Here is an 11,675-nt window from a genome sequence, read left to right as displayed (position 1 = left end):
AATTGTTTCGTAAATTGTCAGACAAAATAACACAGAATATTTTTCAAATGTGTATGGCAATAAAAGTAGGCATAACGGGATACATTGAGGTTTTCCAGTATTATCAAACCAATAATAATCTATTATACATAGTTATTTGGAAATATTTTTTTAAACAGATTCAGACATAAAAACACTAAAAATTTACGTCCCTCAAGGTTGTAAAATGAGTTCCCCGGCGAAGGGTGGTTCACAACCTTGCGGCTGGCAAATTGCATCAAGCCAGGACTCGTTTTGTGACTTTGGGAGAAAATTAGAAAGTCTTTGTATGCCTGTTCACAATACAGTGTTGTGCTGCCATGGACGGCAGCACAAGTCCTAATGTGCCCGGACGGCACATTTAGGACGCACACGTCACTCCGCCACAATATAAATCAGGCATACTTAGACTTTCTTATTTTCGGACAACGGAACAAAACAGTCCCGGCTTGATGCAATTTGCCAATCGAAAACCCCCGGAACCACCCTACACGAGGAAACTCATGTCACCCGCAAACCAGCATTTGTCAGGCAGTTAACGAAACATTTTCACACAGATGATCCCTGCCACGCATGCGATCACTTCCGTCAGCGGAAATGTCCACCAGACTGCGTTAAGTCCCCAAAAATGAAGCACCCATGCCAATGGCACCAGCAAAAACACCTGCCGCAGCACAATGATAAAGATGCTTGCCTGCATACGGGCAATTCCCTGCAGATATGAAGTGATAACAATAGTAAGTCCTGCAAAAATAAAGCTGATCGAGATAACACGCAGCGCATAACTGCCGATGTTTAACAGTGCAGGACTGGTGGAGAAAATTGCTATCAAAAGGTGCGGAAAGGCAAAAAAGATCATAGTTGCAACCGTCATAATGCAGCAAGAAACGATGGATGCGAATTTCAAAATATCTTTTGTGCGTGATATTTTACCGGCACCGTAATTGTAGCTGATAAGCGGAAGCAGCACCTGCTGAAATCCAAGCAGCGGAATAAAAAAGAAAGACTGTATCTTATAATAAATGCCAAGCACCGTCACGGCATCTTCGGTAAATCCCTTTAAAATCATATTAAGACCTACAATATAAAGTGTAAAAAGCGACTGCGTCACAATGGAGCCAATGCCATTCTGGTAGATCTGTTTACAGACAGATATCTGAAACCTGCCGCGAAGAGAATATTTCCGTATAACAGCGATCAGTGTAATAAACATGGCTGCCCACTGTCCGATCACGGTTGCGATGGCAGCGCCTGCAATGCCAAGTTCTGGAAAACCGGTAAGTCCGAAAATAAGAAAAAGATCAAGTATGATATTTAACAGGGAACCGGTTATCTGGGCGATCATTGGGATGACCATGTTTCCTCTTGCCTGTAAAATCTTGGTACAGATGGATTCAACAAAAAGCCCGAGAGAACCGATAAAAATAATTTTTGTATAAATAATTCCATCCTTTGCAACCGCAAGGTTATCTGTAGAAATCTGAAAATAAAATTCAGCTAGCATAGTCCCGGCCACAGCGAAAATAAGAAAATGAAAGAGCGTAAGCAAAAGTCCGCTTTTGATGACCTGATGCTGTTCTTTTGATCTTCCCAGTCCGTCTAACCTTGAAATTAAAATATTGACACCGGCACCTGTTCCGGTGGCGAGTGCTACCATTAAAAGCTGGATCGGATATATGATGGATAAAGCAGTCAATCCGACTGCAGAATATTTTGCCACAAAAAAACTGTCCACAATATTGTAGATCGACTGTATCAGCAGTGCCAGCATTACCGGTGGCGATAATTTTAATAAGAGTTTTGGAATTGATGTATGTTCCATATCCATAGGAATGTTCCTCGCATGTCATGTATTTCGAGGAACATTCTAAAGCATGGAGTAACTACACGGTCAAGAGAAAAATTATTTTTTTATCAGATGAGCTTTGATCTCACAATAATAATTATGGATATATTTAAAAAGCTGAAAACCGATTTCCTCGGCAAACACGATGTCGGTCGTAAAGCCCTCTGATGAAAGAAAATCAAGCAGTGGCGAAAAGTCAGCAGTCTCATCCTGAATCTGAACGGTAAATACTGCATAATCCCCGGCGGGAAGTGTATAGAGGTGTTCGGGGTTGATAGAAGAGTAATCCCCGTTCGGCAGTTTCATGTATTCCCGGCATTTGAGGAGATCATTTTGTAAAAGACGGTCCGGATCCAGAAAGTATCCGTATTTTCTACGGACAAAATGTGTTTGTTGAAATTCCTGCTTTAAGACCTCCTGCAGATTGGCATGGTAGGAAGAATCCTCGCGTGTCAGGCTTCCGGCGATGACCGTTTCCTGTTCTAGATATCTGACCTGGATTTTATGTGACGGGGTCTGGGCTTTGATATGTTCATTTTCGGAATCATACCAGAGGATATCGTCTGCAACCTGCGCATAATATTCGCTTAAACGTAAGGCTTCTTTGCGGTATTCCATCAGAAGATGAACAACTTTATCGTTATCTTTCGAGGAAATGATCTGTCGTACTTTATCGAGCGGTATGCCAAGATTCCTGCAGGTGGTAATGATATCAAGCTGATACATGTTCCAGCGGGAATAATAATGGTAATGATTGTCAGGGTTGATATAGTCGGGTGTCACGAGACCTGCCTTCGTATAAAAATGTAACGTATCTTTGGAAATACCGGTGATTTTGCTGACCTCACCGATCTGGTAATATTCTTCTTTCAATTTTGTACCTCCATGCTGCATGGTTTGTAAGGAGCATAACAAAATTATGAGGTGTCTGCAAGGCGACCTGCGGATTGTGGTTTTTTTGTTTAGTTCTACATATAAAAATAGAAAAAATGTATATATACTGTACAAAAGTATCAAAAAAATATTAATAAATTCTAAAGAATGTTAAGAATGTGCTAACAATGTAAAAATAATACGGTTTTCTTTGTTAAAAATTCCTCTTATAATAAATACATAAAGTTGCAGCGGCAAAGAGGGGCAGCGCAGCAAATATATCAACCAATTACAGGAGGGTTTCTTATGAAGAAAAAAGTTTTATCTGCAATCGTATGTGCAGCAATGGTATTTTCCATGACAGCGTGTGGCTTACAGTCACCGAACACAGCGACAGGCAACAGCGGAACAACAAATGCAGCAACATCGGATGCAGGTACATCAGATGCAGAAGCAGCAGACACAACGACAGAAGCAGCATCCACAGGCGATAGCGCAACAGAACCGGTTGGACCGGCAGTGACACTTGTATATGCTGAGGTTAACCCGTTAGAGGGAACCATTGTTGGACAGACAGCTACCGCATTCAAAGACAAAGTAGAAGAGCTTTCCGGCGGAAGCATCACAATCGATATCCAGGCAAACGGTGTATTAGGAGCTGAGTCAGATGTCTTAGATACCATGCTTGGCGGAGGCGGCACGATTGATATGGCTCGTATCTCTGCATTCGCACTGACAAGCTATGGCGGAGAAAAATCCAGCCTTTTATCCGTACCATTCACATTTGTAAACAGAGATCATTTCTGGAACTTCGCAACATCTGATCTGGCACAGGAATTTTTGCTTGAGCCGCATGAGAACGGAAGCGGTATCCGCGGACTGTTCTACGGAGAAGAAGGTTTCCGTCATTTCTTTACCGTGAAACCGATCTCCGGAATGGAAGATCTTGCAGGAATGAAGATCCGTGTATCAAATGACCCGATCATGACAGGTATGGTTGAAGCACTTGGAGCAAACCCGACCGTTGTTGCCATGGGTGAGTTATATTCCGCATTACAGACAGGCGTTGTTGATGCAGCAGAGCAGCCGATCGCAAACTATCAGGCAAATGCATTCCCGGAAGTTGCAAACAACATTATCTTAGACGGACATACATTAGGAGCAATCCAGGTAGTCATCACAGATGAAGCATGGGATAAATTAACACCGGAACAGCAGGATGTATTAACAGAGGCTGGTGAGTATGCGTCCCAGTACAACCGTAAGATTTCTGAAGAGACAGAGAACAAGATCTTAGACGAGTTAAAAGCAGACGGATGCAACGTTATTGAAGTAGATGACATCAAACCATGGCAGGATGCTTGTAAAGATGTTATTGAAGAAGCAACAAAAGATAACAAAGAGTTATATCAGAAGATCCTTGATATGGCAAACTAATTAAAAAAATGTGATCGGACACACAGAGTCTGATGTGATGTACCAAAGGAGCACAGAGAGAATACCTGCTCTCTGTGCTCCTTTTCTAAAGAAAAAGGAATTATTTTAAAGGAGGAAGATAGTTTATGCCAAAATTTTTTCAGACCATTGATAAAATAAAACCGGCATATGACATTACATATAAGGTCGTTTTATTCATATGTAAATTATTGCTGACGGCAGATCTTGTGATCACAAGTGTCTGCGTTGTCGGAAGATACGTTTCGTTTGTGCCGGATCCGGCATGGAGTGAGGAAGTCGTTCTGACACTGATGTCTTATATGGCAGTATTATCTGCAGCACTTGCAATAAGAAGAAATGCACATATCCGTATGACAGCATTTGATCAGTATCTGCCAAAATCTGTGATCCGTGCACTGGATATTTTTGCAGATGTAGCAGTATTGATCCTTGGTGTGATAATGATCACAGTTGGCTTTTCCTATGCAGTCCAGATCGGTGCAAAAGGAAATTATGTAAGTATGCCAAGTGTTTCAAAATTCTGGATGTATTTCCCGATTCCACTTGCAGGAATTGCAATGGTGGTATTTGAGATTGAAGCAGTTTATAACCATATCAAAGGAATTTTTGTAAAGGAGGATAAATAATGAGCGCACAAGGAATTGCAATCGCAGTATTGCTGATCAGCTTTTTAGTAATGATACTCCTTAGATTTCCAATTGCATATGCAGTTGCATTGTCATCACTGCTTTGCTTACTGACACAGGGATTACCGCTTACTACGATCTGTCAGCAGATGGTAAAAGGAATCAGTTCTTTCAGTTTGATGGCAGTACCATTCTTTATCACGATGGGTGTACTGATGGGTACCGGTGGTATTTCAGAAAAACTGATCGCACTTGCCAATGCCTGTGTTGGATGGATGACAGGCGGTATGGCAATGGTAAATATCGTAGCATCTTATTTCTTTGGTGGAATTTCCGGATCTGCATCGGCTGATACCGCTTCCATCGGAAGTATCATGATCCCTATGATGGTAGACCAGGGATATGATGATGATTTTTCTACCGCAGTAACAATTACTTCTTCCTGTGAAGGACTTTTAGTTCCTCCAAGTCACAACATGGTTATCTATGCAATGTCAGCAGGTGGTATTTCCGTAGGAAGCCTTTTCCTTGCTGGTTATCTGCCAGGTGCATTGCTTGCAGTTTCCCTGATGGTAGGTTCTTATATTATTTCTAAGAAGAGACATTATCCGAAGGGAGAAAAATTCAGCTTTAAAGCATTATTAAAACAGATCGGAGTTTCTATCTGGGCACTCGCAGCCGTTGTTATCGTAGTTGTCGGTGTAGTAGCCGGATGGTTTACTGCAACTGAATCAGCAGCAATCGCAGTATTTTATAGTTTGATCGTCAGTGTGTATATTTATAAAGGCCTCAACTGGAAAGGTGTATGGAAATGTTTAGAGCAGTGCATTGATACGTTATCGATCGTATTGATCCTGATTGCAACTTCCAGTATCTTCGGTTACTGCCTGACCACATTACATGTACCTGATATGGTAGCAAATGCAATCGTAGGATTTTCTACAAACCCGATCGTAATTGCACTGTTGATTGACTTGATTCTTTTATTCCTTGGCTGTATCATGGATATGGCGCCGATTATCCTGATCGCAACACCGATCTTACTGCCGATCGCAACTTCCATCGGTATTGATCCGGTACAGTTCGGTATTATCATGGTATTAAACTGTGGTATTGGTCTTTTGACACCGCCGGTTGGTTCCGTATTATTCATCGGTTCCGCAGTCAGTGGTGTAAAAATGGAACGTGTCGTAAAGGCAACACTTCCATTCTATGTATGTATGATTATTGTATTACTGTTACTCACATTCGTTCCGGAAGTCAGCCTTCTGTTACCGAGAGTATTAGGCGGCTACGGCGGATGAGTTTGAAATGATAGGGGGATTGGCATGACATACCAGTTTAAGAGCGAAGTAACTGCAGGAGACTTCTTTAAATTAACAATGAGCCGGACTTACCGTTCGGTGGCAGGAGTCTGTAACATGGTCTTTACGGTGGCGATGATTTTATTTACAGCAAAATTTTTCAAAAGCTCCGGAGATCTGATGCAGATGCTGATGCTCTTTGGATGTCTGCTGTTTCCTGTGGTTCAGCCGATTGCAATCTACCTGAAAGCGAAAGGTCAGGCAAAAACAATGCCAAAAGATGTGAATCTTTCATTTGATGATGCAGGACTCCATGTGACAGTGGGAAAAGAGAAAGAGAGCATTGGCTGGAGAAAGCTGCGGGTGTCAAAAGAACCTGGCATGATGATCGTTTTTTCTGATGCAAGACATGGATATATGCTTACAAACCGTATTTTAGGAGCACAGAAAGAAGAATTTTATACATTTGCAAAAGAAAAGATCGCAGCAGCTAATTAAAAAATACAGGCTTGCTATAGCAGCGAAGCGGATAAAAAAGCAGGATGGGACAACAGCTTGAAGAAAAGGATAAAATTATGGTGGCAGGAGCTTACCATTCAAAAGAAAATAGCAGTGTTTACCGGGATGGTCTGTCTGACCATCCTGCTTTCCGTTGTTTTTAATGTCTGGGTTGTTCGTTTTTCACTGGTCGATTTTAACGGTATTTTACAGGATAATGCAAAGTGCAGCGAACTGATTCAGGCATTAGAGCAGGAGAGTACGCTGTTTGAAAGTTATATGAGAAATCCGGATGCAGAGAAAAAAGAAGAGTTAGACCGTGCCATGAAACGGACAAAAAATGCTGTTTATGATCTGCCATTTCAGTACCGTAAGGTCGGAGAACTCCGTTATGCAAAAACATGGTCGATCCGCAGCAGTTATGAAGTTTACTGTACGAAAAGAGATGCGATTCTTTCCATGGAAGACAATGTGACAGATTATGTCAGCAGACTCTACGAAGTTTATGATATGCAGAAATACTTAGGACAGTATGCCGGGATACTGATGAACTGTACGATCGAGGAGGGGGATATCTCCTATCAGAAAAAAGTACCGACATTAATCAGCGTACCGATGGTAGTTATATTTGCCGGACTTTTGCTGTTATTTGGAATTGCGGAAATGGCTTCGTTGATGAAAGAAACGATCATGTCGCCCATTTTTAAGCTGGTGCGTGCATCACAGAAAATCGCAGCAAATGATTTCTTTATAGAGGACGTAAAAGTAGACAATAAAGATGAGCTTGGGGAGTTGGTTCATGCATTCAATAAAATGAAATATGCGACAGGAGAATATATTCAGGCACTGGAAGAAAAACGAAAGACGTTAGATCTCTTACATGAGGAAGAATTGGAAAAACTAGAGACAGAAAAGCGATTGGAGATGACCAAACTCGAACTGTTAAAAAGCCAGATCAACCCGCATTTTCTGTTTAATACATTAAATGTGATCGGTGGAATGGCATGTTTAGAAGAGGCTGCAACGACCGAAAAAATGATCCGTGCATTATCTGCGCTTTTCCGGTATAACCTGAAAAATCAGGAAACGGAAGTGTGTCTGTCGCAGGAATTAAAAATTGTAGAAGATTATATGTATCTGCAGCAGATGCGGTTTGGAGAGCGTATCTCGTATCAGAAGATCTGCCGTGTGGATGCGGATAAAGTCATTGTTCCGGCATTTACGTTTCAGCCGCTTGTGGAAAATGCCATTATTCATGGACTTTCCAAAAAGGAAGAAGGCGGAACCGTGCGGATACATATCTGGCAGCAGGGAGAATTTATATTCATTACGATTGGAGACGATGGACTGGGTATGGATGATGAGCTGCTTATGCATCTGCGCAGAGAACTGGCAAAAGAAGATGGAAAGACTGGAATCGGACTTGGAAATATTTACCGGAGGATACATGCAATGTATCAGGATGGAAATGTGGAAGTTTACAGCAGGAAAGATGCCGGGACTGTCATAAAAATACAGATCAGACATAAGGAAGTGGGAGAAGAAGATGTACCGTGTGTTGGTGGCGGACGATGAACCGATAGAGAGAATGATCGTCGCAAGAACGATAAAAAAATATTTTTCCGGACAGTTAGAAGTTGTGGAAGCAGTAAATGGCAGGGAGGCAGCAAAGTTTTTTACAGAAAAAGACTGTCAGATCGCATTGCTTGACATTGAGATGCCTGGTGTGAATGGTTTAGAGGCAGCAGGGCAGATCCGGGAAAAAAACAGGGACTGCAGCATTATTTTCCTGACAGCATTTGATGAATTTAATTATGCAAAACGCGCAATTTCGGTACATGCCCTGGATTATCTGCTGAAACCGGGAACTGAAGAGGAACTGGTTACAGTGCTAGAGGAAGCGATACGGCTGTTAAATGAGAGAACAGACGGATTGCGGGAAGATAGAAAAGAGATTTTACCGAAAAAACAGGAAAAAAAGAAAGATATCCAGCCGGAAAGCGGCAATATCAGAATGAGTGCTGTGGCAGAAAATATCAGACAGTATATCAGTATGCATTATAAAGAAGATATTTCCCTGCAGAGTGTTGCAGAAGAAATGAATTATTCTGATGCGTATTTCTGTAAGATATTCAAGCAGTGTTTCGATAAGAGTTTTATTGTATATCTGACCGAGTTCCGGATGGAGCAGGCAAAGCAGCTGCTTGCCGATGTCCGTATCAATGTAAAAGATATCAGCACGAATGTCGGATACCGGGATTCGAATTATTTTGCTAAAGTGTTTAAACGTGCCGTGGGAAGCACGCCTACAGAGTACCGGATGGAGGTCTTAAAGCAGATGGAGACGGGAAATGCTGTCGGAGGATTAGGATAAATGAAAAAAAGAGGAATCTTTATTTTGTCTGCGGCGGTGGTTCTTGCAGCAGGATTGTTGTGCCATCATATGCTGGTACAAGAGAGAGAACCGGAATTTGTTTTTTCTTATGCAGAGAACCAGACGGAGGATTATCCGACAACACTGGGGGCGAAAGAGTTTGCAAAGCTGGTAGAAAAGAGAAGTAATGGAAGAATACAGATCTTAGTTCAGGCGGAAGGGGCGCTTGGCACAGAGAGCGATGTGATTGCACAGATACAGTATGGTGGGATCGATTTTGCGCGAGTATCCCTTTCGCAGCTGGCAGAATATATTCCAGAATTAAATGTTTTGCAGATGCCATATCTGTATACAAATTCTGATCATATGTGGAAAGTTCTTGATGGTGAGATCGGAGATGCTTTTCTTGCTGCGACGGATGAAAGTGAACTGGTCGGACTTTCCTGGTATGATGCGGGTGCAAGAAATTTTTATAATTCAAAAAAACCGATCACCTGTCTTGAGGATATGGCAGGCATGCGTATCCGTGTACAGGAATCGGAAGTGATGGTAGATATGGTAGAGGCACTTGGCGCAACGGCACTGCCGATCCCATATGCTGATGTATATTCTGCATTAGAGCGTGGAACGGTGGATGGGGCAGAGAATAACTGGCCTTCCTATGAGGCGATGAATCACTATGAGGTGGCAAAATATTATACGGTTGATGAGCACAACCGGGTGCCGGAAATGCAGATATGTTCGAAAAATACATGGAATAAACTTTCGGAAGATGATCAGAAGATGATCTTAGATTGTGCAAAAGAATCAGCATTGTATGAGAGAAAACTCTGGACGGAACGCGAAGCGGATTCAAAGGAGCTGGCATTGAAACAGGGTGTGGAAGTAGTAGAACTATCTGCGGCAGAAAAAAAGCGTTTTCAGGAAGCTGTCATGGGAGTGTATGAAAAATACTGTGCAGACTATATGGATGTGATCGAACAGATCATTGCACAAAATAATAAGTGAGGATGAACGGATGGATTTTTTACAGGATAAAATAAAAAAGAAACAGTTTTTATGCAATTATAGTGTATTTTTGCTGAATGGAATGTTAGCACTTTCCATCGGCTCACTGCTTCCTTTTATCAGGGATGCAAGAGGACTTGATTATGCATTTTGTGGTCTGATCGTCAGTCTGCATTCTGTCGGAAATCTTGTTTCGAGTTTTGCAGCCGGATTACTGCCGGTTGCCATCGGAAGAAAAAAGAGTATTTTATTTTTTAATGCATTTTTTGCACTTTCCTATCTTTTGATCATTTTTGGAAATCATAACTGGTGCATTGCACTGGCATTTTTCCTGACCGGAGTTGCCAGAGGTGCGACAAGTAATTTCTGCAATACGGCGATCAACAGTCTGGCACCGGGAAAAGCATGGACGATCAATGGACTGCATGCAATGTTTTCTGTCGGAGCTTTTTTGTTCCCGATCCTTCTGACACTGTTTACAGGAAGCGGAGAATCCGGCTGGATCGTGGCATGTTATTTTATGCTTGCAATGGGCGTTTTAAGCTGGATTTTGTATGCGATGATCCCGATGGAAAATGACCGGGTGGAGAAAGAGAAAAAAGGTGGAAACTTTGGGTTCTTTTCGGAACCACTGTTTTATTTATGCGTTGCAACATTATTTTTCTATCTCTGTGCAGAGCAGGGAGTTATCGGATGGATGATCACATATTTTAAAGATACCGGATTCCTGCCGGCATCTTTATCCCAGATGACAGCGAGCGTGTTATGGGTGATGATTTTAGCAGGGCGTCTGACCACAGCGTGGCTTTCCACCAGAATGCAAAAAGAAAAACTGCTGCCAATTATGGGAATCGGACTCGTATGCTTTTTCTTTTTACTTTTATTCAGCCGCAGTACGGTATGGATCGTGATCGGTATTATGGGATTTGGTTACAGCATGGCAGGAATTTATCCGACGACCGTTTCCTTTGCCGGAAATCTCATTGAAAAATATCCAATCGCATGGAGCTTTATTCTGACAACCGCAAGTATCGGTTCCATCGTGATGCCGTCTATCATTGGTAAGATCGCAGAGACAGCAGGTATTTTTTATGGAATGGGTTCGATCGTGGTGGTTGTATTTATTGATATGGTCTGCATCTTAGCACTGGTGCGGTACTTAAAAAAACAAAAATCAGCAAATTCTTAAATCAAAAAGGGGGACTTTTCTATGAAAACCAAAAAAAATCAGATCTGGAACTTTAACAGCGAAATTGAATCAGAAGTTTGTGGAGAAGGCGTAAAGCGTAAAATATTAGCATATGCCGATGAGCTGATGTGTGTGGAAAATCATTTTGAAAAAGGAGCCATTGGTGCGCTGCATCATCATCCGCATACCCAGATCACATATGTGGTGTCAGGTCAGTTTGAATTTACGATCAATGGTGAAAAGAAGATCGTAAATCCGGGAGATGCACTGCTAAAGAGAGATTCGATTGAGCATGGCTGTGTATGTTTAAAAGAGGGAATCCTTTTAGACATCTTTACACCGATGCGGGAAGAGTTTGTGCAGGATAAAGATTGACAATCCGCACACAAAATGATTAAGTACGGTTGCTATGAGTAAGTGAAATAGTAGTCATGGAAATAAAAAGCATATGCAGAATATATCAACGGAAAACGAAGTTATA

At 41.8% G+C, this 11,675-nt stretch carries 11 protein-coding genes; 9 read left to right on the top strand and 2 right to left on the bottom strand.

Features of this window, described 5'->3' with window-relative positions; all coding sequences use genetic code 11:
* Positions 1-553 precede the first annotated feature (553 nt).
* Positions 554-1,846, bottom strand: coding sequence for an MATE family efflux transporter (locus H8S51_RS11925; RefSeq protein ID WP_118210593.1), 1,293 nt, complete (start codon positions 1,844-1,846; stop codon positions 554-556).
* A gap of 75 nt (positions 1,847-1,921) precedes the next feature.
* The gene (locus tag H8S51_RS11920) at positions 1,922-2,737 is read right to left on the bottom strand and encodes a MerR family transcriptional regulator (RefSeq protein ID WP_117922090.1); all 816 of its coding nucleotides are present in this window, start codon (positions 2,735-2,737) and stop codon (positions 1,922-1,924) included.
* Between the two features lie 306 nt (positions 2,738-3,043).
* On the opposite strand from H8S51_RS11920, the gene H8S51_RS11915 reads away from it, so the two are divergent.
* From H8S51_RS11915 to H8S51_RS11875, 9 genes are all read left to right on the top strand, one after another.
* Positions 3,044-4,174, top strand: a complete 1,131-nt coding sequence (locus H8S51_RS11915) for a TRAP transporter substrate-binding protein (protein WP_186900154.1) — start codon at positions 3,044-3,046, stop codon at positions 4,172-4,174.
* A 125-nt stretch (positions 4,175-4,299) separates the two neighbouring features.
* Positions 4,300-4,821 (top strand): TRAP transporter small permease, encoded by a 522-nt coding sequence (locus tag H8S51_RS11910; protein WP_118210591.1) that lies wholly within the window; start codon positions 4,300-4,302, stop codon positions 4,819-4,821.
* Complete coding sequence (locus H8S51_RS11905; protein ID WP_186900155.1) at positions 4,821-6,125, top strand: TRAP transporter large permease; 1,305 nt, start codon at positions 4,821-4,823, stop codon at positions 6,123-6,125. Before H8S51_RS11910 ends, H8S51_RS11905 begins: the two co-directional genes overlap by 1 nt.
* A gap of 24 nt (positions 6,126-6,149) precedes the next feature.
* A complete protein-coding gene (locus tag H8S51_RS11900; RefSeq protein WP_117922094.1) occupies positions 6,150-6,623 on the top strand; it encodes a YcxB family protein in 474 nt (157 codons plus the stop codon).
* Positions 6,624-6,680: 57 nt separating this feature from the next.
* The gene (locus H8S51_RS11895; protein WP_241070696.1) at positions 6,681-8,198 is read left to right on the top strand and encodes a sensor histidine kinase; all 1,518 of its coding nucleotides are present in this window, start codon (positions 6,681-6,683) and stop codon (positions 8,196-8,198) included.
* Positions 8,170-8,997: a response regulator transcription factor gene (locus H8S51_RS11890; RefSeq protein ID WP_117922096.1), complete on the top strand. Its 828-nt coding sequence runs from the start codon at positions 8,170-8,172 to the stop codon at positions 8,995-8,997. Before H8S51_RS11895 ends, H8S51_RS11890 begins: the two co-directional genes overlap by 29 nt.
* On the top strand, positions 8,998-10,005 hold the full coding sequence (locus H8S51_RS11885) for a TRAP transporter substrate-binding protein (RefSeq protein WP_117922097.1): 1,008 nt from the start codon (positions 8,998-9,000) through the stop codon (positions 10,003-10,005).
* Between the two features lie 10 nt (positions 10,006-10,015).
* Positions 10,016-11,194, top strand: a complete 1,179-nt coding sequence (locus tag H8S51_RS11880) for an MFS transporter (RefSeq protein ID WP_207724057.1) — start codon at positions 10,016-10,018, stop codon at positions 11,192-11,194.
* Positions 11,195-11,215: 21 nt separating this feature from the next.
* Positions 11,216-11,569 carry a cupin domain-containing protein gene (locus H8S51_RS11875; protein WP_117922098.1) on the top strand — a complete coding sequence of 118 codons (354 nt, stop codon included), beginning with the start codon at positions 11,216-11,218 and terminating at the stop codon, positions 11,567-11,569.
* The last annotated feature ends 106 nt before the right edge of the window (positions 11,570-11,675 follow it).

This window comes from Roseburia rectibacter, assembly GCF_014287515.2.
Lineage (GTDB): Bacteria > Bacillota > Clostridia > Lachnospirales > Lachnospiraceae > Roseburia > Roseburia rectibacter.
The sequence above is the reverse complement of the archived record's forward strand: the minus strand, read 5'-3'. Positions and strand labels throughout refer to the sequence as shown.

Bases quoted from the DNA above. Each gene is read 5' to 3' on its own strand.
- H8S51_RS11925 (WP_118210593.1), bottom strand. From the start codon at position 1,846: ATGGATATGGAACATACATCAATTCCAAAACTCTTATTAAAATTATCG.
- H8S51_RS11915 (WP_186900154.1), top strand. From the start codon at position 3,044: ATGAAGAAAAAAGTTTTATCTGCAATCGTATGTGCAGCAATGGTATTT.
- H8S51_RS11910 (WP_118210591.1), top strand. From the start codon at position 4,300: ATGCCAAAATTTTTTCAGACCATTGATAAAATAAAACCGGCATATGAC.
- H8S51_RS11905 (WP_186900155.1), top strand. From the start codon at position 4,821: ATGAGCGCACAAGGAATTGCAATCGCAGTATTGCTGATCAGCTTTTTA.
- H8S51_RS11900 (WP_117922094.1), top strand. From the start codon at position 6,150: ATGACATACCAGTTTAAGAGCGAAGTAACTGCAGGAGACTTCTTTAAA.
- H8S51_RS11890 (WP_117922096.1), top strand. From the start codon at position 8,170: ATGTACCGTGTGTTGGTGGCGGACGATGAACCGATAGAGAGAATGATC.
- H8S51_RS11885 (WP_117922097.1), top strand. From the start codon at position 8,998: ATGAAAAAAAGAGGAATCTTTATTTTGTCTGCGGCGGTGGTTCTTGCA.
- H8S51_RS11880 (WP_207724057.1), top strand. From the start codon at position 10,016: ATGGATTTTTTACAGGATAAAATAAAAAAGAAACAGTTTTTATGCAAT.
- H8S51_RS11875 (WP_117922098.1), top strand. From the start codon at position 11,216: ATGAAAACCAAAAAAAATCAGATCTGGAACTTTAACAGCGAAATTGAA.